The 24,700-nt window shown below is 64.8% G+C and carries 20 protein-coding genes and 1 pseudogene; 14 read left to right on the top strand and 7 right to left on the bottom strand.

The features are described 5' to 3' along the window. Positions 1 to 85 precede the first annotated feature (85 nt). The 4 genes from J2X09_RS20700 to J2X09_RS20685 all read right to left on the bottom strand — a co-directional run bounded on the left by J2X09_RS20700 (position 86) and on the right by J2X09_RS20685 (position 4,135). Positions 86 to 1,678: an AMP-binding protein gene (locus J2X09_RS20700; protein ID WP_246330766.1), complete on the bottom strand. Its 1,593-nt coding sequence runs from the start codon at positions 1,676 to 1,678 to the stop codon at positions 86 to 88. 99 nt (positions 1,679 to 1,777) lie between these two features. Then, positions 1,778 to 2,716, bottom strand: coding sequence for an electron transfer flavoprotein subunit alpha/FixB family protein (locus J2X09_RS20695; RefSeq protein WP_008905381.1), 939 nt, complete (start codon positions 2,714 to 2,716; stop codon positions 1,778 to 1,780). Further along, positions 2,716 to 3,465, bottom strand: coding sequence for an electron transfer flavoprotein subunit beta/FixA family protein (locus J2X09_RS20690; RefSeq protein ID WP_008905380.1), 750 nt, complete (start codon positions 3,463 to 3,465; stop codon positions 2,716 to 2,718). Before J2X09_RS20690 ends, J2X09_RS20695 begins: the two co-directional genes overlap by 1 nt. Positions 3,466 to 3,529: 64 nt before the next feature. After that, a complete protein-coding gene (locus tag J2X09_RS20685) occupies positions 3,530 to 4,135 on the bottom strand; it encodes a TetR/AcrR family transcriptional regulator (protein WP_310309198.1) in 606 nt (201 codons plus the stop codon). Positions 4,136 to 4,280: 145 nt separating this feature from the next. Here J2X09_RS20685 and J2X09_RS20680 point away from each other — a divergent pair, with 145 nt between their 5' ends. The 14 genes from J2X09_RS20680 to J2X09_RS20615 all read left to right on the top strand — a co-directional run bounded on the left by J2X09_RS20680 (position 4,281) and on the right by J2X09_RS20615 (position 23,291). After that, positions 4,281 to 5,417, top strand: a complete 1,137-nt coding sequence (locus J2X09_RS20680) for an acyl-CoA dehydrogenase family protein (protein ID WP_204734825.1) — start codon at positions 4,281 to 4,283, stop codon at positions 5,415 to 5,417. Positions 5,418 to 5,487: 70 nt separating this feature from the next. Then, a complete protein-coding gene (locus J2X09_RS20675; protein ID WP_008905376.1) occupies positions 5,488 to 6,696 on the top strand; it encodes an acetyl-CoA C-acetyltransferase in 1,209 nt (402 codons plus the stop codon). A 45-nt stretch (positions 6,697 to 6,741) separates the two neighbouring features. Further along, positions 6,742 to 8,874: a 3-hydroxyacyl-CoA dehydrogenase NAD-binding domain-containing protein gene (locus J2X09_RS20670; protein WP_204734826.1), complete on the top strand. Its 2,133-nt coding sequence runs from the start codon at positions 6,742 to 6,744 to the stop codon at positions 8,872 to 8,874. Positions 8,875 to 8,925: 51 nt separating this feature from the next. Continuing rightward, a complete protein-coding gene (locus tag J2X09_RS20665) occupies positions 8,926 to 10,545 on the top strand; it encodes an acyl-CoA carboxylase subunit beta (protein WP_008905374.1) in 1,620 nt (539 codons plus the stop codon). Positions 10,546 to 10,553: 8 nt separating this feature from the next. After that, positions 10,554 to 12,515 carry an acetyl-CoA carboxylase biotin carboxylase subunit gene (locus J2X09_RS20660; RefSeq protein ID WP_310309195.1) on the top strand — a complete coding sequence of 654 codons (1,962 nt, stop codon included), beginning with the start codon at positions 10,554 to 10,556 and terminating at the stop codon, positions 12,513 to 12,515. Between the two features lie 55 nt (positions 12,516 to 12,570). After that, positions 12,571 to 13,734: an acyl-CoA dehydrogenase family protein gene (locus J2X09_RS20655; protein WP_204734827.1), complete on the top strand. Its 1,164-nt coding sequence runs from the start codon at positions 12,571 to 12,573 to the stop codon at positions 13,732 to 13,734. Positions 13,735 to 13,747: 13 nt separating this feature from the next. Further along, positions 13,748 to 14,908, top strand: a complete 1,161-nt coding sequence (locus J2X09_RS20650; protein ID WP_204734828.1) for an acyl-CoA dehydrogenase family protein — start codon at positions 13,748 to 13,750, stop codon at positions 14,906 to 14,908. Further along, positions 14,880 to 15,848, top strand: coding sequence for an AAA family ATPase (locus J2X09_RS20645; RefSeq protein WP_204734829.1), 969 nt, complete (start codon positions 14,880 to 14,882; stop codon positions 15,846 to 15,848). Before J2X09_RS20650 ends, J2X09_RS20645 begins: the two co-directional genes overlap by 29 nt. Next, positions 15,832 to 17,262: a vWA domain-containing protein gene (locus J2X09_RS20640; RefSeq protein WP_204734830.1), complete on the top strand. Its 1,431-nt coding sequence runs from the start codon at positions 15,832 to 15,834 to the stop codon at positions 17,260 to 17,262. Before J2X09_RS20645 ends, J2X09_RS20640 begins: the two co-directional genes overlap by 17 nt. A gap of 31 nt (positions 17,263 to 17,293) precedes the next feature. Continuing rightward, complete coding sequence (locus J2X09_RS20635) at positions 17,294 to 18,919, top strand: MBL fold metallo-hydrolase (protein WP_204734831.1); 1,626 nt, start codon at positions 17,294 to 17,296, stop codon at positions 18,917 to 18,919. A 38-nt stretch (positions 18,920 to 18,957) separates the two neighbouring features. Next, positions 18,958 to 19,449 carry a PaaI family thioesterase gene (locus J2X09_RS20630; protein ID WP_204734832.1) on the top strand — a complete coding sequence of 164 codons (492 nt, stop codon included), beginning with the start codon at positions 18,958 to 18,960 and terminating at the stop codon, positions 19,447 to 19,449. Between the two features lie 30 nt (positions 19,450 to 19,479). Next, on the top strand, positions 19,480 to 21,261 hold the full coding sequence (locus tag J2X09_RS20625) for an acyclic terpene utilization AtuA family protein (protein ID WP_204734833.1): 1,782 nt from the start codon (positions 19,480 to 19,482) through the stop codon (positions 21,259 to 21,261). Between the two features lie 38 nt (positions 21,262 to 21,299). Further along, a complete protein-coding gene (locus J2X09_RS20620; protein WP_204734834.1) occupies positions 21,300 to 22,493 on the top strand; it encodes an acyl-CoA dehydrogenase family protein in 1,194 nt (397 codons plus the stop codon). A gap of 108 nt (positions 22,494 to 22,601) precedes the next feature. Then, positions 22,602 to 23,291, top strand: a complete 690-nt coding sequence (locus tag J2X09_RS20615) for a TetR/AcrR family transcriptional regulator (RefSeq protein WP_310309189.1) — start codon at positions 22,602 to 22,604, stop codon at positions 23,289 to 23,291. Positions 23,292 to 23,330: 39 nt separating this feature from the next. Here the strand turns inward: J2X09_RS20615 and J2X09_RS27105 are convergent, their stop codons facing one another. The 3 genes and pseudogenes from J2X09_RS27105 to J2X09_RS20605 all read right to left on the bottom strand — a co-directional run bounded on the left by J2X09_RS27105 (position 23,331) and on the right by J2X09_RS20605 (position 24,583). After that, on the bottom strand, positions 23,331 to 23,492 hold the full coding sequence (locus J2X09_RS27105) for an integrase core domain-containing protein (protein WP_204734835.1): 162 nt from the start codon (positions 23,490 to 23,492) through the stop codon (positions 23,331 to 23,333). Position 23,493: 1 nt separating this feature from the next. Continuing rightward, positions 23,494 to 23,655: pseudogene (locus J2X09_RS20610) on the bottom strand (IS6 family transposase); the annotation flags it as partial. Between the two features lie 520 nt (positions 23,656 to 24,175). After that, the gene (locus J2X09_RS20605) at positions 24,176 to 24,583 is read right to left on the bottom strand and encodes a PIN domain-containing protein (protein ID WP_204734836.1); all 408 of its coding nucleotides are present in this window, start codon (positions 24,581 to 24,583) and stop codon (positions 24,176 to 24,178) included. Positions 24,584 to 24,700: the final 117 nt, after the last annotated feature.

The raw sequence follows: 24,700 nt of genomic DNA, 5'->3' as shown, positions 1-24,700 counted from the left end.
TAGGACCGCAAGCCGAAGCACGCCTTGCAAGCAGCCTGGTCACAGGCGCGGGCGTGTGTTGCACACCCCATGACCTTCCCGACACCTATCGTTCAATGTCCTCGTACAGGGCGCGATAGCTGTCACGCAGCGGATGCTTTTGAATCTTGCCGGTGGAGGTCATCGGCAAGGCATCGACGATGCGGATCGCCTTGGGCACCTCAAAGCCACCGAGATGCTCCTTGCAGTGGTTGATCAACTCGGCCTCGTCGGCCTGCGCCCCTGGCTTGAGCACCACGAAGGCGGTGACCGCCTCGATCCAGCGCGGGTGCGGCAAACCAACCGCCGCCACATTGGCCACCGCCGGGTGGCGCAGCAACGTGGCCTCGACCTTGATGGACGGCACGTTTTCGCCGCCGGTCTTGATCATGTCCTTCTTGCGGTCCCTGAACATCATCTGGCCATCGACCCACATGCCTAGGTCACCGGTGTGGTGCCAGCCGAAAGCGCGTGCCTCAGCGGTGGCTTCGGGATTTTTGTAGTAGCCCTCCATCACGTTCGGACCGCGGTGCACGATCTCGCCGACCTCGCCGGGGCCGAGCAGCTGGCCCGCGTCGTCCATCACCGCCGTGTCGTTGATCAATGCACTGACGCCCCAGTAGGAACCAAAGCGTTTAAGCTGCTCTTCCGGCCGGAAGGCCATGGTGAGCGGGTACATCTCGGTCTGACCGGTGGCCAATGAGTAATTCGGGCAGAACTCGGCGATCAGGCGGCGCAGCAGGGTCTCGGCCATGGGCGCCATGGCGTACACGCACATGCGCAGGCTCGACAGGTCTCGCCCCGGGCGCGAGGGATGATCGAGCATGGCCTGGTGCATCAGCGGCAAGCCCACCAGCAAGGTCACCCGTTCACGCTCGATGGCGTCGAGCATGGCGGCGGGTTCGAAAGCGCGCATCACAATCACCGTGCCGCCGCCCGCCAGCACACCGCACATCAGCGTGTGCTGGGCGCAATGAAAGAGGGGCAGCACGGCAATGTTCACGGCATCGCGCCACACCCCCAACTCAAGCGCGTTGTTCATCGCTGCCATCACCACCGACAAATGGCTTTGCATCACCCCCTTAGGGCGGCCGGTGGTTCCGCTGGTGTACATGATCTGGGCTACGTCGCGGTCATGAATTTCAACCTCGGACTCAGTGGCAGACTGCGCAGCAATCGCTGCAGCGAAGCTGCTGAAAGCCCCAGCCCCCTCGCCTTCCAGCACCCATCCGCGACCGGGCTGCGCCTCGATGGCTGCACGCAACTCCGGGCGCACCAGCAGAGCGGCATCCACAAGCAGGAAGCGCGCCTCAGAGTGGTCGATGATGTAGCGAACGTCATCCAGCCCCAGGCCGGTGTTGATCGGCACCCAGATCAGGCCGGCGCGATGGATGCCGAACATGGCCACCAGGAACTCAAGCGAGTTATTGCATAGCGTGGTCACGCGGTCACCTCGCACCAAGCCAGCGGCCAGCAAGGCATTGGCGCAGCGGGTCACGCGCTCATCGAGCTCACCGTAGCTCATGCGCTGATCGCCGAGCACGAACGCCGTCTTGGCGCGGTCTCGAGCTGCCGAGCGGCGCAGGAAGTCGCCGATGGCCACGCGGGCAATTGCGCCAGGGGATGGCACACCAGCGATGACGGAGGTTGATGGGTTCATGATCGATGTCTCCTGCATTTTGAATTGTTTGACCGGTGCCGCCGACCATCCTGCCAGGAACAAGCCTGGCCTCTGCTTTACCTCGGCATCCGCTGCGACCTATAACGCAGTCACCAATTCGGGCACCGCTGTGAACAGATCCGCCACCAGCCCATAGTCGGCCACCTGGAAGATCGGCGCTTCGGCGTCCTTGTTGATCGCAACGATCACCTTGCTGTCCTTCATGCCGGCCAGGTGCTGGATGGCGCCCGAGATGCCGACCGCCACGTACAACTGGGGTGCCACGATCTTGCCGGTCTGGCCGACCTGGTAGTCGTTGGGCGCGTAGCCGGCGTCGACGGCGGCGCGCGAGGCGCCGATCGCCGCGCCAAGCTTGTCGGCCAGCGGCTCCAGCACGGCGTGAAACTTGTCGGCCGCGCCCAGTCCGCGTCCGCCCGATACGATGACCGTTGCAGCGGCGAGTTCCGGGCGCTCCAGCTTCACCACCTCACGCCCGACCAGGGTGGTCAAGCCGAGATCGCCAGCCGCGTCCAGCGTCTCGACCGCTGCCGTGCCGCCCGAACCGACCGGGTCGAAGGCGGTGGTGCGAATGCTCAGCACCTTGATGGCATCCTTTGATTGCACGCGGGCCAGCGCGTTGCCGGCATAGAACGGGCGCAGGAAGGTGTCGGGCGACTCGATCGCGATCACGTCCGACACCTGGGAGGCGTCCAGCAAGGCCGCCACGCGCGGCAGCACGTTCTTGCCAAAGGCCGTCGCCGGTGCCAGCACATGGGTGTAGCCCGCATCGGCGCGCACGCGTGAGCGCACCAGCTCGGCCAGGCTCTCGGCCATATGGGCCTCGTAGTGCGCCGCGTCGGCGTGCAGCACCTTGCTCACGCCCGCAACCGCCGCCGCAGTCTGGGCCACGGCAGCGCAGTTGCGGCCCGCCACCAGCACATGGATGTCGCCGCCGATGCGCGTGGCCGCGGCAATCGTGTTCAGCGTGGCCGCTTTGAGTACGGCGTTGTCGTGTTCCGCAATGATCAGGGTTGTCATCAGATCACCTTCGCTTCTTCTTTGAGTCGTTTGACGAGTTCGGCCGTGTCGGCCACCTTGATGCCGGCCTTGCGGGTCGGCGGCTCGCTGACGTGCAGGGTCACGGTGCGCGGCGCGATGTCGATGCCGAGCTCGGCCGCCTTGATCACCTCCATCGGCTTTTTCTTGGCCTTCATGATGTTGGGCAGCGTGATGAAGCGCGGCTCGTTCAGGCGCAGGTCGGTCGTGATCACGGCCGGCAGCTTCATGGCCAGGGTTTCCAGGCCGCCGTCGATCTCGCGCGTGATGGTGGCGGTGTCGCCGCCGATCTGCACCTTGGAGGCGAAGCTGGCTTGGGCCCAGCCCATCAGCGCGCCAAACATTTGGCCAGTCTGGCCAGCGTCGTCATCAATCGCCTGCTTGCCGAAGATGGCGAACTGAACGCCCTCTTTTTGGGCCACATGCTGCATCAGCTTGGCCACCGCGAGCGGTTCGAGCGCGGCGTCGGTTTCAACCAGCACGGCGCGATCGGCGCCGATGGCCATCGCGCTGCGCAGCGTCTCCTGGCAAGCGGTCGGGCCACAGGACACGACGATCACTTCAGAAGCGACACCGGCCTCCCTGAGGCGCACCGCCTCTTCGCAGGCGATCTCGTCGAACGGGTTCATGGACAATTTCTGGTTCGCGAGATCGACTCCCGAACCGTCGGACTTGACGCGGGCCTTGACGTTGTAGTCCAGCACCCGCTTGACAGCGACCAATATCTTCACTTTATCTCCATGTGACTAATATAAACAATTGAAAACGGTAAGATGGAAGCCGAATCCGGCCCGTTCAATCACTGCTCACTCCCGATGCGGCCACACGAGGAAACAGCATCGCGTACATGCGCTGCGCCAACGCATCGATGTCCAGACGCCCGCCAGGCTGGTACCACTGCGCCGTCCAGTTGAGGGCACCGAGAACTGTCTGGCGCACCAACACGACATCTGTATCGACCAGGCCCAGCGCCGCAGCCTCGCTGATCGGCGTCATCCACAAGGTCTCGTAGGCGTCGCGCGATGCCATCACCCGGGTCTGGGCGGCCGGCGAAAGGCTGCGCCACTCATAGAGCAGCACGGTCATGGCGTCGAGCCTCGTACCCAGCAAAGCCTTCAGGTGGCTGCGCACCATCGACAGCAGCCGCTCGGGCAAGCGAACTTCGCCAGCCAGCCCGTCGCGCACCGACCGCATGATGTCGCGAACACCCTCCTCCATGATCGCCACCAGCAGATCCTCCTTGGTCGCGAAATGGTAGAAGAGCGAGCCTGAAGTCATGCCCATGGCCTGGGCAATCTCGCGCACCGAGGTGCGCTCGAAACCCTGGCGCCGGAACCGACTCGCCGCAGCCGCCAGGATCGCATCTCTGCGCGGGAGTGGGTTGTCTTGCTCCTTTGTCATGCCATATACTATATCATCTAACAAGCGTTTGGTCGATAGCCTTGTGCATCGCGCATTGGGCGCTTCCGGCGCCTTCCCGTGTGGACGAGCAACTCTTCGCGACCGTCGGCCACGCCAGCGTCAATCAGATTTCAAGGACAGACCCATGCTCAACCGCACCCTCTTCGGTGAAGAACACGAACTCTTCCGGGACCAGGCCCGCCGCTTTCTGGAAGAAGAGGTCATCCCCCATCACGCTGGCTGGGAAACCTATGGCATCGTGCCGCGCGCCGTCTGGCGCAAGGCCGGCGCCGCAGGCCTGCTGTGTCCGGCCATTCCCGAAGCCTACGGCGGCGGCGGCGGTACGCGCCTGCACAGTGCCGTGCTGATTGAAGAAGTCGCGCGCGCCGGCACCACCGGCATCGGCTTCGGACTGCATTCCGACATCGTGGCACCTTACATCCTGGCCTACGGCACCGAGGAGCAAAAGCACAGCTGGCTGCCAAAGATGGCCACCGGCGAGGTGATTGGCGCCATCGCCATGACCGAGCCGGGCGCGGGCAGCGACCTGCAAAACGTGCGCACCAGCGCCGTGCGCGACGGCGACGAACTGGTGATCAATGGTCAAAAGACCTTCATCACCAACGGCCAGAACGCCGACCTGGTGATCGTTGTCGTCAAGACCGACCCGAAGCAAGGCGCCAAAGGAACCTCACTGGTGCTGGTCGAGACCAATCGCCCCGGATTCAAGCGCGGACGCAACCTCGAAAAGATAGGCATGAAGGCGCAGGACACCTCGGAACTCTTCTTTGAAGACGTGCGCGTGCCGGTCAGCAACATTCTCGGCGGCGAGGGCAAGGGCTTTTTCTTGCTGATGCAGGAACTAGCCTGGGAACGCATGCAGATCGCCGTCGGCGCGGTCGCAGGTGCCGAGGCCGCGCTCGAATGGACGCTAGCCTACACCAAGGATCGCAAGGCCTTCGGCCAGCGCGTGATCGATTTCCAGCACAACCGCTTCAAGCTCGCCGAAATGAAAACCGAGGTGCAGATCGCACAGGTCTTTGTCGACCGCCTGCTCGGCCTGCTGATGGATGGTCAGCTTGATGCCGCCACCGCCGCGATGGCCAAGTACTGGACCACCGACCTGCACTGCAAGGTGATCGACCAATGCCTGCAGATGTTCGGCGGCTTCGGCTACATGTGGGAGTACCCGATTGCCCGCGCCTATGCGGATGCGCGCGTCGCGCGCATCTACGGTGGCGCCAACGAAATCATGAAGGAAATCATCAGCCGTACGCTGTAGCACACGCCGCCAGCCGCTTTCCGCCATCTTGCCTATCGCTTCCACAGATTCAGAAAGAAGGAAACCCACCATGACCGAAACATTCATTTTTGATGCCGTGCGCACGCCGCGCGGCAAGGGCCGCAGCTCGGGTGCGCTGCACGGCAGCACGCCCATCAGTCTGGCCATCACCGCGCTGCAGGCGCTGCGCGACCGCAACACCCTGGACACCGCCTTCGTGGACGACATCATCCTCGGCTGCGTCGAACCCGCCGGCGAGCAAGGCGCCAACATCGCCCGCGTTGCGGCCATCGCCGCCGGGTACCACGAAAGCGCTGCCGGTGTGCAGATCAATCGCTTTTGCGCCTCGGGCCTGGAGGCCTGCAACATGGCCGCCGCCAAGGTGATGTCGGGCCAGTCGCCACTGGTCATCGGCGGCGGCGTCGAGAGCATGAGCCGTGTGCCCATGGGCACCAGCGGCGGCGCTTGGGCGGCTGACCCCGCGGTAGCGATTCCGACCTATTTTGTGCCGCAGGGCATTTCAGCCGATCTGATTGCCACCCTTTACGGCCACAGCCGCAACGATGTTGACAGCTACGCGGTCGAAAGCCAGCGCCGCGCGGCACTCGCATGGGCCGAAGGCCGCTTCGCCAAGTCGATTGTTCCCGTCAAGGACGTGAACGGTTGCGTCGTACTGGATCGCGACGAACACATGCGCGCCGAAACCACGCTGGAGTCGCTGGCCAAGCTGGAGCCTGCGTTCAAGGTGCAGGGCGAGAAATACGGCTTCGACGCGGTGGCCATGCAGCGCTATCCGGAGATCGAGCGCATGGCGCACGTGCACCACGCCGGCAACTCGTCGGGCATTGTTGACGGCGCGGCCGCGGTGCTGATCGGCAACGCCGAGGCCGGCAAGCTGCTGGGCCTGAAAGCCCGTGCACGCATCCGCTCGTTCGCCTCCATCGGCAGCGAACCCACCATCATGCTGACCGGCCCCTCCTACTCGGCGGAAAAGGCGCTCAAGCTCGCCGGCATGAGGGCCAGCGACATCGACCTATATGAACTGAACGAAGCCTTCGCCTCGGTCGTGCTGCGTTTCATGGAAGTGATGAACGTCCCGCACGACAAGATGAACGTCAACGGCGGTGCCATTGCCATGGGGCACCCGCTGGGCGCGACCGGCGCCATGATACTGGGCACCGTGCTCGACGAACTCGAGCGGCGCAACCTGTCCACTGGCCTGATCACGCTGTGCGTGGGCGCCGGCATGGGCACCGCCACCATCATCGAGCGCGTCTGAAGCCCCGGCACGACGCGATCCTCATCACAGACCTGGACCACCACCATGACTATTGACTACAAGGTTGATGCCGACGGCATCGCCACCATCACCTGGGCCATGCAGGACGTGCCGATGAACGTCCTCAACGGGCAATCCATTCCCGCCTTCGCCGACGCCGTGAAGCGTGCCCAAGCGGATTCTGCCGTCAAGGGCGTGGTCGTCACATCCTCCAAGCCCGAATTCATCGCCGGCGCCGACCTCAACATGATGCTCGCCATCACCGACGTGGCCGGCATGATGGACTTTGTCACCCAGTTGCACGCCCTGATGCGCGGCATTGAGAAAAGCGGCAAGCCCTTCGTCGCGGCCCTCAACGGCACCACGCTTGGCGGCGGCTACGAGGTCGCGCTGGCCTGCCACCGACGCATTGCCGCCGACAACCCTAAGGCCCTCATCGGCCTGCCCGAGGTGGGCCTTGGCCTACTGCCGGGCGGAGGCGGCACGCAGCGTCTGCCGCGCATGATCGGCGTGCGCAACGCGCTGCCCTTCCTGCTCGAAGGCAAAAAGCTCGCCCCGAAAAAAGCCCTGGAAGCGGGTCTGGTCGATGAAGTCGTGCCGGCCGACCAACTGCTGGCCCGCGCCAAGCAGTGGCTGCTGACCGACGGTGCCGCTGCCGCTGTTCAGCCCTGGGACCGCAAGGGTTTCAAGCTGCCGGGCGGCGCCGTGCAAAGCCCCATGGGCTACGAAACCTTCACCGCAGGCAACGCCATGCTGCGCGCCAAGACCTTTGGCAACTATCCCGCGCCCGAGGCGATCTTGAACTGCGTCTACAACGGCTGCCAGGTCGACATCGACACCGGCTGCAAGGTCGAGATGCGCGAGTTCGTCAAGCTGACGACCGGCAAAGAGGCCAAGAACATGATTCACTCGCTGTTCTTTGGCATTCCCGCCGCCAGCAAGCTGGCCTCCCGGCCCAAGGGCGTGCCTCAGGCCAGCTACCGCAAGGTCGGCATTCTGGGGGCTGGCATGATGGGCGCGGGCATTGCCTTCGCCGCCGCCGAGGTCGGCATGGAAGTGGTGCTGCTCGACAGCAGCACCGACAGCGCGGCCAAGGGCAAGGCCTACAGCGAGAACCTGTGGAACAAGCGCGTGGCCGCCAAGCGCATGACCGAGGCCGAGCGTGATGCCAAGCTCACCCTGATCAAACCGACCACCGACTTCGCCGACCTGGCAGGCTGTGACATCGTGGTCGAAGCGGTGTTTGAAGACCGCGCCATCAAGGCCGACGTGACGCGCAAGGCCGAGGCGGTGATCGCCCCCGGCGCCATCTTCGCCTCCAACACCTCCACCCTGCCCATCAGCGGGCTGGCCGAGGCGTCCGCACGTCCGGCCAATTTCATCGGCCTGCATTTCTTCTCGCCAGTCGACAAGATGCCGCTGGTGGAGATCATTCGCGGCCAGGCCACCAGTGATGAATGCCTGGCCCGTGCCATGGACTTCGTCAAGGCGATCCTCAAGACGCCCATCGTCGTCAATGACAGCCGCGGCTTCTACACCAGCCGGGTGTTCTCGACCTACGTCGGCGAAGGCCTGGCGCTGCTGGCCGAAGGCGTGAAGCCGGCGCTGATCGACAACGCCGGGCGCATGGCCGGCATGCCGGTGGGGCCGCTGGCGCTGGCCGACGAAGTCTCGCTCGAATTGATGGCGCGCATCCGGAAACAGACCGCCGCCGACCTCGGCAAGGCCTACCAGCGCAGCGCCATCGACGACGTCTGCGACCGCATGGTGGACAAGTTGGGACGACTGGGTAAAAAGACCGGTAAGGGTTTCTACGACTACCCGCAAGATGGCCAGAAGCAACTGTGGGCAGGCCTGGCGCAGGCGTTCCCGCTGGCGGCCACGCAACCCACGGTCGAAGAGGTCAAGCAACGCCTGATGTTCATCCAATCGGTCGAAACCGCGCGCTGCCTCGAAGAAAAAGTGCTGCTGGCGCCGATCGATGCCGATGTCGGCGCGATCCTGGGCTGGGGTTTCCCGGCCTACCTGGGCGGCCCGATCGGCCAGATCCACAGCCTGGGGCTGGCCGCTTTTGTCAAGGCCTGCGAGACCCTGGCCGAGCGGCACGGTGCGCGCTTTGCGCCGCCGCAACTGCTGCGCCGCATGGCCGATCAGGGTGAGCGTTTTTACGACCTGTAAGCAGGCCTGTGACCCCATTCGTTCACTGCGACCTTTCAGCGAGAACCACCCATGCCCGCCATTCAAAGTCAAGTCGACCCGCAGTCAGAGAGCTTCCTGCGCGAGCGCGCACAGATGCTCGCGCTGATCGACAGTTTCCGCACGCTCGAAGACCGTGTGCGCAACACGTCGAACAGCCAAGAAGCCAAGTTCCGCGCCCGCAAGCAGCTGCTGCCGCGTGAGCGCATCGCGCTGCTGCTCGATCGCGGCTCGTCGTGGCTGGAGTTTTCGACCCTGGCCGGCTTCAGGATGCACGACGACGACGGCGAGAAGAACGTGCTGGGGGGCGGGATCATCTGCGGCACCGGGGTGGTGTCGGGCATTCGTTGCGTGGTGATCGCCTCCGACAGCGCGATCAAGGGCGGCACCATCACACCGATGGGCATGAAGAAGAGCCTGCGCGCCGAAGCCATCGCACTGGAGAACAAACTGCCAGTGGTGCGACTGGTCGAGTCCGGCGGCGCCAACCTGATGCATGTGGGCGAGGTGTTCATTGAAGGCGGCCGCGGCTTCGCCAACCAGGCGCGGCTATCGGCCAGGGGCATTCCGCAGGTCTGCGTGATGCACGGCCACTCAACTGCCGGCGGCGCCTACCTTCCGGGCATGTCCGACTATGTGATCATGGTGCGCGGCCGTGCAAAGGCTTTCCTGGCCGGCCCACCCTTGCTAAAAGCCGCCACCGGCGAGATCGCCACCGACGAAGAGCTGGGCGGCGCCGAGATGCACTGTTCGATGTCGGGCGTGGCCGAGTACCTGGCCGAGGACGACGCCGACGGCATCCGCATCGCACGCGACATCTTGGCGCGGCTGCCGTGGAACGACCGCTTGCCGATGCGCGCGGTGAAGATCTGGAAAGAGCCGCGTTATCCGGTCGAGCAACTGGCGGGCGTGGTGCCCGTTGACTTTCGCCAGCCCTACGACATGCGCGAAGTGCTGGCGCGGGTGATCGACGACTCCGACTTCCTCGAATTCAAACCGCTGTACGGCTCCGGCACCGTGTGCGGCCATGGTGCCATCGAGGGATACCCTTGCGGCTTCATCGGCAACAACGGGCCCATTGATCCGCAAGGCGCCACCAAGGCAACCCAGTTCATCCAGTTGTGCTGCCAGTCGGGCACCCCGATCGTCTATCTGCAGAACACCACCGGCTTCATGGTCGGCAAGGATGTGGAGCAGGTCGGAATGATCAAGCATGGCGCCAAGATGATCCAGGCCGTGGCCAATGCCACCGTGCCGCAAATCACCGTGATGACAGGTGCCTCCTTCGGTGCCGGCAACTACGGCATGTGCGGCCGCGCCTACGATCCGCGCTTCGTGTTCGCCTGGCCCAACGCGCGGGTGGCTGTGATGGGCGGCGAGCAGGCCGCCACCGTGATGCGCATCGTCACCGAAGAAAAATTTGCCCGCACTGGCAAGGAGCCACCCGCCGAAACCATGGCCACCATGAAAAGCGAGATCCTGGCACGTTTTGACCTCGAATCGCATTCGCTGTTTGCCACCGCGCGCCTGTGGGACGACGGCATCATCGACCCGCGCGACACCCGCCGCGCGCTCGCCACCACCCTGGCGGTGTGTCGGGAAGCCGGGTTGAGGCCCTTGCTTTCGAACACTTTTGGCGTGGCACGGATGTGAGAACCCTGATGAACTTCACCAAAATCCTGATCGCCAACCGCGGAGAAATCGCCTGCCGGATCATCCGCACAGCCCAGGCCCTGGGCTACCGCACGGTGGCCGTTTACAGCGAAGCCGATGCGCGGGCGCTGCATGTCGCCCTGGCCGACGAGGCCGTGTGCATCGGCCCGGCGCCGGTACGCGAGAGCTACCTCAACGTTGCGGCGCTGCTGGCGGCGGCGCGCAGCACAGGCGCCGACGCGGTACACCCCGGCTACGGCTTCCTGTCCGAGAACGACGGCTTTGCGCAGGCTTGCCTGGACGCCGGGCTGGTGTTCATCGGCCCGGACCCGCAGGCCATCCTGAAAATGGGCAACAAGGCCGGCGCCAAACGCCTGATGCTGGCGGCGGGCGTGCCCTGCGTGCCGGGATATCAGGGCACCGACCAATCCGATGCCACGCTGCTCACGAAAGCTGCCGAGATCGGTTTCCCGATCATGGTCAAGGCGGCGGCGGGCGGCGGCGGGCGCGGCATGCGGCTGGTCGAACACCCGCAAGACCTGGCGGTCGCCCTGGTCAGCGCCCGCTCGGAAGCCGGCAACGCCTTCGGCAGCGAAGAGCTCATCCTGGAGCGCGCGGTGATGGAGCCGCGCCACGTCGAAATCCAGGTCTTCGGCGACCAGCACGGCCACATCATCCACCTGGGCGAACGCGACTGCTCGATCCAGCGCCGGCACCAGAAGGTGTTCGAAGAAGCGCCCTCCCCGGCGGTCACGCCCGAGCTGCGCGCGCAAATGGGCGCGGCGGCGGTGGCGGCGGCGCGCACCGTGAACTACGTCGGCGCCGGCACGGTCGAGTTTCTGCTCGACCGCGAAGGGCGTTTCTACTTTCTGGAGATGAACACACGGCTGCAGGTCGAACACCCGGTGACCGAGTGCATCACCGGACTGGACCTGGTGGCCTGGCAGATCGCCGTGGCCCGTGGCGAGCCCTTGCCGCTGGCGCAGGAGCAAGTGCAATTGAACGGGCACGCGATCGAAGTGCGCCTGTATGCCGAAGACCCGTACGCGGGCTTCCTGCCGCAAAGTGGCGATGTTGCGCTCTGGAGCCCGCCCACGGGCGAAGGCGTGCGCGTTGACCACGGCCTGGCATCGGGTCAGACCGTGAGCCCTCACTACGATCCGATGATCGCCAAGATCATTGCACACGGCGCCACCCGCGACGAAGCCCGGCGACGCCTGATCGGTGCGCTGCAACGCACCCGCCTGCTCGGTCTGCCCCACAACCGTGCCTTCCTCGAAGCCGTGGCCAGCCACCCGGCCTTCGCCGCTGGCGAAACGACCACGGCCTTCATCGCCCAGCACTTCGGCGCTGCGGCGCTGGTGCGGCCCCAGCCCGACTCGCTGGCGCTGGCGCTGGCCGGCACGCTGTGGTTTGAAGCCAGCGCCACGCCGGTCGCAGCCGCGCCCTGGCGCTCCAGCGGACCGGCACGCTGGCCGATGCTGATCGGCGAGGGCGAACACCGACATGCCGTGCATATCACGGTCACTGGCGCCCACCGCTACACGCTCGAAGTGGGCGCGGCGCTGCACCACGTCACCCTCAGCGGGCGTCAAGGCGAGTGCCTGCACCTGATCGCCGATGGCGTGCAACAGCACGCGGCTGCGGTGTTTGCCGGCGGCGTGTTGCACCTGGAACTGGGCGACCTGAGCGCCAGCTTTGAAGACCTGACCTATGACCCACCGGCCGCAGCTGCAGGCAGCGCGGAGTCACGTGTGCTCGCCCCCATGAATGGACGGGTACTGGCCGTTGACGTCCAACCTGGCGACACCGTCACCAAGGGGCAACGCCTTGTGGTGCTCGAAGCCATGAAGATGGAGCACCAACTGCTGGCCCGTCGCGACGGCGTGGTGGACCAAGTGGCGGTGCGCGCTGGCGACCAGGTGGCCACGCGCGCCTTGTTGGTGTCGCTGGTCGAGCAGCCTGATTGAGGCGCGCACCGCCCTGCACGCACGACACCCGCCACACCCACGAGGAGTAATACCCATGCCTGCCGAAACCCTGCCTGCCAAGAGTCCCTTCTATACGCCCGAGCACCTGGCGTTCCGCGACGCGATGCGCCGCTTCGTCGCCCGAGAAATCAGTCCGCACGTGGATGCCTGGGACGAAGCCGAGTCCTTTCCTGTCGATCTGTACCGCAAGGCGGCCGAAATCGGCCTGCTGGGCCTGGGTTTTCCGCAAAGCCATGGCGGCAACGACGGCGACCTGTTCATGACCATCATCGCCGCGCAGGAACTGGCGCGTTGCGGTGCTGGCGGTGTGCTGGCGAGTCTGCTGTCGCACACCATCGGCTGCCCGCCCATCGTCAACGTGGGCAGCGAGGCGCTCCAGCAGCGCGTCTTGCCGCCGGTGCTGCGGGGCGAGAAGATCAGCGCACTCGGCATCACCGAACCCTCCGGCGGTTCGGACGTGGCCAACCTCAAGACCACGGCGCGCCGGGATGGTGACCACTACGTCGTCAACGGCTCGAAAACCTTCATCACCTCCGGCATGCGCGCCGACTTCTACACCGTGGCGGTGCGCACCGGCGGGCCGGGGCCGGGCGGCGTGTCGCTGCTGCTGATCGAGAAAGGCACGCCCGGCTTTACGCAAACGCCCTTGAGAAAAATGGGCTGGTGGTGCTCCGACACCGCCGACCTGTATTTCGACAACTGCCGCGTGCCGGTGGAGAACCTGGTGGGGGTGGAAAACCAGGGCTTCAAAGCCATCATGAAGAATTTCAACCGCGAGCGCATCTTTCTCGCCGCCGGCGCCAACGGTTTTGCCCGTGTCTGCCTGGACGAGGCGCTGGTCTGGTCGCGTGAGCGCGAGATGTTTGGCGGCAAGTTGATCGACCAGCAGGTCACCCGCCACAAACTCGCCGACATGGCCATGCGCGTCGAGGCGACCCAGGCCATGCTGGAATTGCTCGCCTGGCGCGTCGAACAGGGCGACACGCCGGTGGGCGAAATCTGCCTGCTGAAAAACCAGGCCACCCAGACCATGGCCTATTGCGCCAGCGAGGCGGTGCAACTGCACGGCGGCGCCGGTTTCATGCGCGGCGTCAAGGTGGAGCGCATTTACCGCGAAGTCAAGGTCAACGCCATCGGTGGCGGCGCCGAAGAAGTGATGCGCGACCTGGCGGCGCGACAGCTCGGGTTTTACGCCTGATCTGGATGGACCTATGAGCGGCTCTCAATCCCCTGAGCAACCCAAGTCGGACCCGGCGCTGCCCGAGGCCATGCGCTTGGCCCTGGCGAACGCGCCAGCGTCTGACTGCACGCACGGCTTCCCCCGCGCCTGGTGGCGCCACCTCGGCGCCAGTGGCCTGCTCGGCGTGGGCTTCGACAGCGACGGTGGGGCGCCCGTAGCGGACTCCGCGCTGGTCAGCGCGCTGGCCGGCATCGTCGCCCGGGAATCCGCCAGTCTGGGGCTGGGCATGGCGTGGATGATGCACCAAATGCTGGCGCGCTTCGTGCTGTCGCCGAATCTGCGCAGCGACCGGCATCGTGCGCTGCTGCAATCCATGGCGGTCGGCGACACCCTGCTGGCACTCGCGATCTCCGAGCCCGGCACCGGCGCACACCCCAAACACCTGAGCTGCCGGGCGGTACGGGACGGCGACGACTGGCTTCTTGACGGCCACAAGGCCTTCGTCAGCAACGGTCCGGCCGCCGATGCCATCATCGTGCTGGCCGTCAGCGGCGAAAAAGAAGGGCGCAAGCGCTTCGATGCTTTCGTCATTGAGGCCAACACACCGGGCCTGACCCGCGAACTGGACGACAAAGTGCGCGGACTGGCGCCGCTGGGCCATTGCGGCCTGCGCCTGGTCGGCTGCCGGGTGCCGGAAAGCCAGCGCCTGGGCGAGCCTGGACAGGCTTTCGACACCATCGCTCGGCCGCTGCGCGCGATCGAAGACGCGCTGCTGCTGGGCCCGATGCTCGGCGCCATGCAAGCCGAGCTGGATACCCTGGCACGCTGGTTTCGCCATGCAGCCCGCACGCCGGCTTTGACCCGGGAGCTGGGTGGCTTGCAACTCGAACTCGACGCCCTCTCGCCCGTGGCACGCCATGCCGCCCAGCACCTGGACCAGCACGGGCCCGACGAGGCGCTGGCGGCGTTCAACCTGGGCGCGCGCCGCCTGTTTGATCGCTGGCAAGGCGCCTGTGAATCCTTTGCCGCAGCCCTGGACGACCATGAACCGGCCCTGCTCACCCTGGCGCGCGACCTGCGCCTGGTGCAGGGCATCGCCCGCAGCATCGCCGAATCCCGGCAATTCCAGGCCGGAGAAACCCTTTTGGAATCAACGACAACCCATGAAAACACTGCACCAAGCCCACTTTGATTCCTTTGACCGAGTCTCCAAAGCCTTCGCCTCGGTCGACTACATCGCCAGCCGCGAAATCGCCACCTCGGTCTACCTGGGCTTCAACCTGGAAAAGCCGATCCTGGTCGAAGGCCCGGCCGGCGTCGGCAAGACCGAACTGGCCAAGGGCATGGCCGAGATTCTCGACGTGCCCCTGATCCGCATGCAGTGTTACGAAGGCCTGGACGAATCCAAGGCTTTGTACGAGTGGAAATACGGCAAGCAATTGCTCTACACGCAACTGCTCAAGGACAAGCTGGGCGAGATGATGCAGGGCGCCGTCGGCCTGGCCGCCTCCATGGACAAGCTGCATGCGCACGACGACCTGTTTTTCAGCGAGCATTTCCTCGAACCGCGCCCTCTCTACCAGGCCTTGCACCAAGAGCGCGGCTGCGTGCTGCTGATCGACGAGATCGACAAGTCCGACCCCGAATTCGAGGCCTTCCTGCTCGAAGTGCTGTCCGACTTCCAGGTCTCGGTACCCGAACTCGGCACCATCAAGGCCAAGGTCAAGCCCCTCGTCTTTCTCACCAGCAACAACACGCGCGAAATGAGCGACGCGCTCAAGCGCCGCTGCCTGCACCTGCACATCTCCTTCCCCGAAGCCGCGCTGGAGCGGCGCATCCTGGAGCGGCGCGTGCCCGGCCTGTCGGCAACACTGAACCGGGAGCTGGTGGCCTTCATCCAGGCAGTGCGCCAGTTGGACCTGAAAAAACTGCCCTCGGTCAGCGAAACCATCGACTGGGCCAAGACGCTGCTGCTGCTGCACGCCGAACACCTGAACCTGGACGTGGTGCGCGACACGCTCAATGTCTTCCTCAAGTTCGAGCAAGACATCGCCACCGCCAACGCGCAGATGTCCACCCTGCTGCAACAAGCGCGCAAGGATGCGGAGAGTCCCCGTGCAAGCCACGCTTGAAGACTTTTTCAAGGCGCTGCGCGGCAGCGACCTTGAAATCCATCTCAACGCCCAGGTCGAGGCGGCGCGTGCCGTCGAACTGGTGGGTTGGAGCGACCGCGCCCTGCTCAAAATCGCGCTGGGCACCACGCTGGCCAAGACCACGGTCGACCGCGCCCTGTTCGACGAGGCCTTTGACCATTTCTTTCGTTTCAGCTCTTTTGAAAACCTGGCAGCCCCTGGCGGCGCGGTCCGGCCCGGCGTCCAACCCGGCGCCGACGCCACACCAGCGCAGGACCCGCCCGAGCAAAGCCCCAAAAACCAGACAGCCACCGGCTCCGGCGGGCCGGGCGGTTGCCAGGGCAGCGGCGGCCAGGCCTTGTCGCAGTTGTTGCTGTCGGGCGACTCGGCGGCGCTGGCCAAGCGCATGCAGGAGGCCGCGCGCGAGGTGGGCCTGACCGACATCTGGTTCTTCACGCAAAAGGGTTTTTACACCCAGAAGATCCAGCAGGCCATGGGCCTGGAACTATTGGACCGCGAAATCTCTGACGCCAAACGCCAGACGCTGGCGCCCGAGCGCGCCAAGGAGCTTGAACTGGCGCGCAAGAAATTGTTCGAGGAGGTTCGCAATTTTGTCGAACGCAAACTCGCGCTCTTCGGCACGGCCCCGACGCGCCAGTTGCACGACGACTTCCTGCAAACGCAAAAGCTCTCCAACATCGAAAAGCGCGATTTCGCGCGCATGCACGTCATCGTCAGCAAAATCGCCAAGCGGCTGGCTGATCGCCACTCGCGGCGCAAGAAGCAGCGGGTGCGCGGCCAGCTCGACTTCCGCAAGACCCTGCGCAAGAACGCGGCCTACGACGGCGTGATGTTCGAGACCTTCTGGCGGTCCAAGGTGGTGGACCGGCCACGCGTGGTGGCCATTTGCGACGTCAGCGGCTCGGTGCGCCAGTACGCGCGCTTTCTGCTGCTGTTCCTGCACAGCCTGGGCGAGCAGGTCAGCGACGTGCGCAGTTTCGCCTTCACCAACCACCTGGTGGACGTGAGCGACACCTTCGAGCTGCTGCCGGTCGAGCAAGCGGTCGACAAAGTGATGCAGGCCGTGGGCGGCAGCGGCACCGACTACGGTCAAACCCTGCTCGATATTGAAGAACAATTGCTGGGCGACATCGACCGCCGCACCACGGTGCTGATCCTGGGCGACGCGCGCAACAACCGCGGCGAGGCGCATGTCGAGGTCATGAAGCAGCTTTATGAGCGCGCGCGCCGGGTGATCTGGCTCAATCCCGAGCCCACCTCGTTCTGGGGCCTGGGCGATTCGGAGATGAAGCGCTACGCGCCCTATTGCCACATCGCGCGCGAATGCAATTCCCTCACCCACCTGGAAAGCACACTCGACGCCTTGCTGCGCACCCATTCGGCCAGCGCGTAGAGCCCCCATCCCCCGCGCAAGGAACACCGCCATGGCCCGCCCCACCCTGCAACTGCACCCCCACAAAGAACCGGCCGTGGCGCACCCAGCGGCCACCCTGCTGCTGCTGCGTGACGGACCGCTGGGCGTCGAAGTGCTGATGACCCGGCGCTCGCCAAACGCCAGCTTCTTGCCCGGCGCCTATGTGTTCCCCGGCGGGCGAGTGGACGCCGACGACCACCAGACACACACGCTGGCGGGCGGACGCTACCGCACGGCGGCGCTGGCGGCGCTGCGGGAAACCTTCGAGGAACTGGGCATCCTGCTGGCCGTGCAGGCCGATGGCAGGCCCATCACCCGCACCCACCTTCAAGTGCTGGACCGCAGCCGGGCGCTGTACCCGCAACTGCAAGCCCAGGGCTGGTCACTGGCGGTCGATCAGGCGCGCATGCTGGCCTGCTGGACCACCGACCGCAGCGTGCCCAAGCGTTTCGACACCGTCTTCTTCGCTGCGCTGATGCCCGACCAGCAGGAACCGGTGGCCGACGAAATGGAGCAGTTCGAGCCGGTCTGGGTCCGGCCCCAGGATGCGCTGGCGCAGCACCAGGCCGGCAACTTTTTCATGATCTTCCCCACCATCCGCACCCTGCACTGGCTGTCGGCCTTCGAACAGGCCGGGCAGGCCCTGGCGGCCTGCACCGAGGACGAACCACTGTGGAACTCCACCCCCCGTGGTGGTCTGGTCGGCGGTCAACCGCAGCGCTTCATGGAACAGGACCTGCCCTACGCCGAGCTCGCGCTGGTGTGCCCATCCGGACAACTGGAACATGCGCTGGACTGGCAGCACGAACGGCCGGTGCCCCTGCTGCGGCACCTGCATCGCCTCACCGCCCCCAACGCCAGCGTCATGACCGGCCCCGGCACCAACAGCTACATCGTGGGTGACGCGGCCAGTGGCTACATCGTCATCGATCCGGGCCCCTTGCTGAACGACCATATCGAGCGCCTGCTGGCGTTCACAGCGGGCCAGATCACGGCCATCGTCTGCACCCACTCGCACGCCGACCACTCCCCCGCCGCACGGCCGCTGGCCCAGGCCTGCGCCCGCCTGACGGGCCGTACGCCGCCCGTGCTGGGTCTGGCCAGCGCCGCCACCGCCCGCTCCACGGCAGCCTTCGCCCCCGACCGCGCGCTGGCCGACGGCGAGCGCCTGATGCTGCACGATGGCGAGCACCACAGCACCCTGCGCGTGGTCCATACCCCAGGGCACGCCGCCAACCACCTCTGCCTCATCCTCGAAGAAGACGGTCTGCTGTTCTCGGGCGACCACATTCTCAGCGGCAGCACCACCATCATCGACCCGCCCGACGGCGACATGAGCGCCTACCTCGATTCGCTGGACCGCTTGGCGCAGGCCTGCGAAGAGGACGGTATCGAATTCATCCTGCCGGCGCACGGCCACGTCATCGGCTGGGCGGCGCAGTCCATTGCGCAGCTCAGGGCGCACCGCCTGCGTCGCGAGGCCACGGTGCTGGCGGCCATGCGCGCCGTCCCGCAAGGCAGCCTGGACGACTGGCTGCCACTCGCCTATGACGACACGCCCGCAGCGCTCTGGCCACTGGCGCGCCGTTCGTTGGCGGCCCACGTGCAACGCATCGAACAACTGGCGATGCTTTGAATCCCCTACGATTTTTAAACAAGCCTCAGGAACCCCATATGAATGCCAACGCCCCCCACCTTGACCGCATCGCCGCTTACAAGAAAAGCTGGAACGACAACCCCTTTCTGAAGGCGCAAGGGCTGGAAGTGGAAGAAACAGGCGTGGGCAGAGCCATTGTGCGACTGCCCAAAGCCCTCCCCACCCAACGCGGCGGCGGCGGTTCGGACACCGTGATCAATGGCGGCGTCATCTCCTATATGTTTGACGGCGCGCTGGGCTGGGCGATCATCTCCTCGCTGCTGGACATGCCTGAGGTGGCCGACATTGACCCCTTCGAGCTGCGCCAGTTCACGATCAACCTCGACATCACCTTCCTCAACGCTGCCTTGGGCGATAGCTTTGAGGCGCGCGGCAAGGTGGTGCGCATCAGCCGCACGACGGCATTTGCCGAAGGGGAGTTCCTGGATGCCCATGGCACCGTCTGCGCCACAGCCAAAGGTATCTGGCGTGTATTCTGGCCACGCAGTCTTGCCACCACCCCGCGCTGACCCCACTCCCCCAATCAACTGGAGACATTCATGAAAAAAGACACCCTTCGCATTGGCAGCGCCTCGGGCTTCTGGGGCGACTCTGAGTTCGCCGCCGCCCAACTGGTGCAGCACGGCAACATCGACGTCCTGGTGTTCGACTACCTGGCCGAAATCACCATGTCGCTGCTCAGCCGCGCCAAGGTCAAAGACCCGGCACTGGGCTATGCACCGGATTTCGTGACCGCCCTCCAGCCCCTGATGAAGGAACTGAAGTCGCGCGGCATCAAGGTCATTGCCAACGCGGGCGGCGTCAACCCATCGGCCTGCCGCGCCGCGCTGGTGGCGGCAGCCCAGGCCGAAGGTGTCGATCTGAAAATCGCCGCCGTACTGGGCGACGACCTGATGCCTCAGGTAGAGGCACTGCGCTCGGCCAACACCCAGGAGATGTTCGCGGGCAGCCCCTTTCCACAAAAGGTCATGAGCGCCAACGCCTATCTGGGCGCCTTCCCGATCGCCGCGGCGCTCGATGCCGGCGCCGACATCGTGGTCACGGGCCGCTGCGTCGACAGCGCGGTCACGCTGGCGCCGCTGATCCATGCCTTTGGCTGGGCCGCCACCGACCACGATCTGCTCGCGCAGGGCAGCTTGGCCGGCCACCTGATCGAGTGCGGCACACAGACCACCGGCGGCAACTACACCGACTGGGAGTCGGTACCGGGCTGGGACGACATGGGTTTTCCCGTCGCCGAGTGCCGCGCCGACGGCAGCTTCATCATCACCAAGCCCGAAGGCACGGGCGGGCTGGTCTGCCCCTCCACGGTAGGCGAGCAGATGCTCTATGAAATCGGCGACCCGCGCGCCTACATCCTGCCCGATGTGGTGTGCGACTTTACCGGCGTGACACTGACGCAGGTCGGCCCCGACCGCGTCGAGGTCAAGGGCGCGCGCGGCCTGCCGCCGACCGACCAGGCCAAGGCCAGCATCACCTACGCCGACGGCTTTCGGGCCATGAGCCTGTTCATGATCGGCGGCATCGATGCCGGCGCCAAGGCGCAGCGCGTGGGCGCCGCCATGCTGGCGCGCGTGCGGCGCCACTATGCGCAGCGCGGTTGGCCCGACTTCACCGAAACCTGTGTCGAGGCCATCGGCGCCGAAGACACCTACGGCCCCCACGCGCGGCCCGATGCGCGCGAAGTGATGCTCAAGGTCGGCGTGCGCCACCCGGTCAAGGACGCGCTCGAACTGTTTTCGCGCGAAGTGGCGCCGCTGGCCCTGATGTCGGCACCGGCCATCACCGGTTTCACCGGCGGCCGGCCCAAGGTGCAGCCGGTGGTGCGGCTGTTCTCCTGCCTGGTACCCAAGGCACAGGTGGCCGCCAGCATCGACATGGGCGACCAGACCGTGGCGGCACCGCCATGGCACGGCCAGGCGTTTGATCCGGCGACCCTGCCCCAGGTCGACGGCCCGCTGCCTGACGCCGACGCCTATGCGCGCGGCACGCGGATAGTGCCGCTGGTGAAGCTGGCCTGGGGCCGCAGTGGCGACAAGGGCGACGCCGCCAACATCGGCATCTTGGCGCGCAAGCCCGCTTACCTGCCCTTCATCCGCGCCGCCCTGAGCGAGCAGGCGGTGGCGGCCTGGTTCGCCCACCTCGTCAAGGGCAGCGTGCAGCGCTTTGATCTGCCTGGCACGCACGCGCTGAATTTTCTGATGCACGAAGCCCTGGGCGGCGGCGGCATCGCTTCGGTTCGCATGGACTCGCAGGGCAAGGCCTTTGCCCAGATGCTGCTCGATTTTCCGGTACCCATTCCAGCCGACATGGCTCTTTGAGAACGTTCAACCACTAACCCAAGACGGAGTCACAAACCATGAACACCCCGGCCACCACCGCCATTGCCAACACCGCTTCCGCAGCCCTGCGTGATCGCATCCGCGACGTGCAGGAAGCCGCCCGCGGCGTCACCACCCTGTACCCACGCAGCTACATCCTGCAGTGCATCAAGGAAGACCGCTTCCCCGACGAGCTGTGGCTAAAGCTCGGCGAATTCGGCCTGCTAGGCCTGTCGGTTCCGGAAGAGTACGGCGGCTCAGGCGGCGGCGTACTGGAGATCACCGCGCTCAATGAAGCCCTGGCGCTGGCCGGCGTTCCCACGCTGTTTCTGGTCGTCACCGGCCTGGGCCGGGTGCCAATCATGCGCAACGGCACACCCGAGCAAATCCGCAAGTTCGTCACGCCCACCTGCACCGGAGAGAAGAAACTGTGCTTTGCCATCACCGAACCCAATGCCGGCACCAACAGCTTTGCCATGACCACACTGGCAACACCGGACGGCGATGGCTGGGTGCTCAATGGCCAGAAGGTCTTCATTTCTGGCGCGCGCGATGCCGACTACATGCTGGTGATTGCCCGCACCACCAAGGCAGGCGAGGTGAAAAACCGCACCGAAGGCATCTCGCTGTTCGTGCTCGACATGAAAACGCCCGGCATCCAGCTCACGCAACTCAACATCCAGGTCGAGACCGCCGAGCGCCAGTACATGGTGTTCTTTGACAACGTCAAACTGCCCGCCGACGCGCTGATCGGCGAAGCCGGCAAGGGCGCCAAGCTGATGTTCGAAGGCCTGAACTCCGAGCGCCTGCTGGCCGCCGGCGCCGCCATCGGCCTGGGTGACTATGCGCTGGCCAAGGCGGTGGCCTACTCGAAAGATCGCAAGCCATTCGGCAAGCCGATCGGCTCCTACCAGGCGCTACAGCACCGCATGGCGCAGGCCAAGGCGCAAATCGAGGCGGCGCGCCTGATGACCTACAACGCCGCCGAGCACTTCGACGCCGGCGAGGACGCCGGTGCGCATGCCAACATGGCCAAGCTGTTAGGCTCGCAAGCGGCAGTAGCCGCCGTCGAGGCCGCGATGCAAACCCACGGCGGTTACGGGTTCGACCGCGACTACGACATCGTTACGCTGTGGCCCATGGTGCGCCTGCTGGAAATCGCGCCCATCAACAACGAGATGCTGCTCAACTACATCGGCGAACATGTGCTGGGCTTGCCGAAGTCGTACTGAGCCGATGGCCGTCATCCCCGGCGCCGACCAGCCGGACCAAGGTTCGCAACACGGTCGAGGCCTCCGTCCGCCGCTTTCGGGCTGGCCTGAGCTTACGAACCGGCACCTTTGGCAGGCGTCGCTACTCGTTTGCGGATGATGTGTGCCGCGCGCTCCCTTCCCACTTTCGCAGCAACCAAGCGGCCGCGAGGCCGCCCACGCAAGACGCCGCAAGAGCGAAATGAAGGCAACCGCCGCCAAGATATCGTCAAGGCTGCGGCCAAACTGTTTCGACGCAACGGCTTCAACGGCACGAGCACGCGCGACATCGCCTGCGCCGTTGGCATGCATTCCGGATCACTGTTTTGTCACTTCAAAAGCAAGGATGCGCTGTTGTATGAGGTGATGCAGGAAGGCATGCGTAGCGCGCTGGCGCGCCAGACGATCGTGCTCCTTGCCGAACATGACGCTGCGACTACGCTGCGGCAATTGATCCGATCGCATTTCGATACGCTACTGGGGCCGAGCAGAGACTTCATGCATGCGGTGCTCTACGAGTCCCGCTCTCTCAACAGAAGGCAGCAGAATGTCATCGCGAAGCTGCAAGGTGACTACGAAGCGACATGGACGCCCGTGCTCCAAGAACTCGCGTCGACCGGCTGCTTGCAAGGCGAGGTGTCGCTTGCGCGCCATTTGATGTTCGGACTATTGAACGGGTCAGCGCTGTGGTTCAATCCTAAAAAGGGAATCTCGATTGATGCCCTGACCGACGCAGTGGTAGCCCTGTGCATACAAGCCCCCCCGGCAATCCGGACTTGATTTTGTTAGCCTTGAAGTCCCCTCGAATTTCTGAGCCAGTCAGAAGTAGAGGTTGGGAAACTGTTTTATACGGTACTCGACCGGTGGAACACGGCCCAAGGATTCATGGGGTCGATGATGGTTATATCGGTGCAGCCAATCGGCCGGGTTCTGTCGCGATAGCGGATGGGGGGCGTGCTGACTTGTGCAACGACCTCTCAATTCAAATGGTCAAGCTATAGAACTGTTGTGCGACCGACGTGGTTGACCCTTTGGGGCAGTTCATCTGCCCCTTGCGAATCATGTGCATGGTCTCGATATCCGTGATCAGTCGACGGGCCGTGTGGAATGTCTTGAACCCCATCATGTGCCTGCCCCGCACCTTCGCTGGCTGACGGCGCCACCGCAGTTGGTCGGCTCGGACTTGTATCGGACCGTGAATCGGCGTAATCTGGTGTTCAACTGGCGTTTGGACTCGCCAGGCTTGGTGCATCAGCGGCAACCAAGCCCACAGGCTGCATAGAACACAACTTCTCTTGCAGTTTGAGTACAACTTCTCTTGTGTAAGCGCAGTGCGTTCGCGCAAGACATTTTGACCCTAGATCTGGGGTCAAATAGCAGCTGAATCCCCTCCTTTCGTGCCAGTTTCAGGGGCCGCTGTGCAAGAGAAACTGGCCCCTAATGGCGATTTCAAGAAATTTTCGCCCGTGATTGCCTTCAGTGCTGGGGTCAGCAATGACACAACGGCAACTGATCGGAGTGCGCACGGCAGCCAGTGCCTTCACTGCGCTGCCTCCAGCAAACGGGAAGGAGAGTGATCCAAACCTTGGGAGGCCTTACGCGACCTGACAAATTGGGATGCGTTCGCGCAGATCACCCTGAATGAGCATGGTTTGCCGACGTGGCTACGGGTTCGCCCAGGCATCTAATCGCATACGTACTTCGGCGTGAGGAAGACGGCAGCGGCGATCGGACGATATGCGTGTCAGGCCCTCATGGAGCGCAGCCATCGAGATTCCCCCGGATGCAACCATCTGATCCAGTATCCAGAGTAGTCCATAAACGGTCCTTCGACGCGCGGTGGCCTCACTGCGAAGAATCCTGTCGCCCGTCACGAGAGCGTGATCGGCGCGGGTCGCGCAGCTCAGCGCGAAGCAATCCGGCAACGAGAGCGCTTTGCGCTCGGTGCGAAGTTGCTGCGCAAAAGCCACCTCCTCAGAGGTCAGCGCGACCACGCCCAAGCCCAGCTTTCGCAGGAATGGGCCGTTTTCCGGTTCCAGTTCCCTCTCATACAAGAGATCTGGAACAACCATCGTCAATCCACAGGAAAAAGCAGTAAGCCGTCTATGAACCACGCCCTTGCACTTGGAGTCGCAACGATGTGCGCAGGGCAGCCTACAGTCCGTCGAGCGCGATGTTCCAAGGCAGCA

Origin of the sequence: Hydrogenophaga laconesensis (assembly GCF_031457235.1) — a bacterium.
Lineage (GTDB): Bacteria > Pseudomonadota > Gammaproteobacteria > Burkholderiales > Burkholderiaceae_C > Hydrogenophaga > Hydrogenophaga laconesensis.
This window is presented reverse-complemented; position numbering and strand designations above follow the sequence as displayed.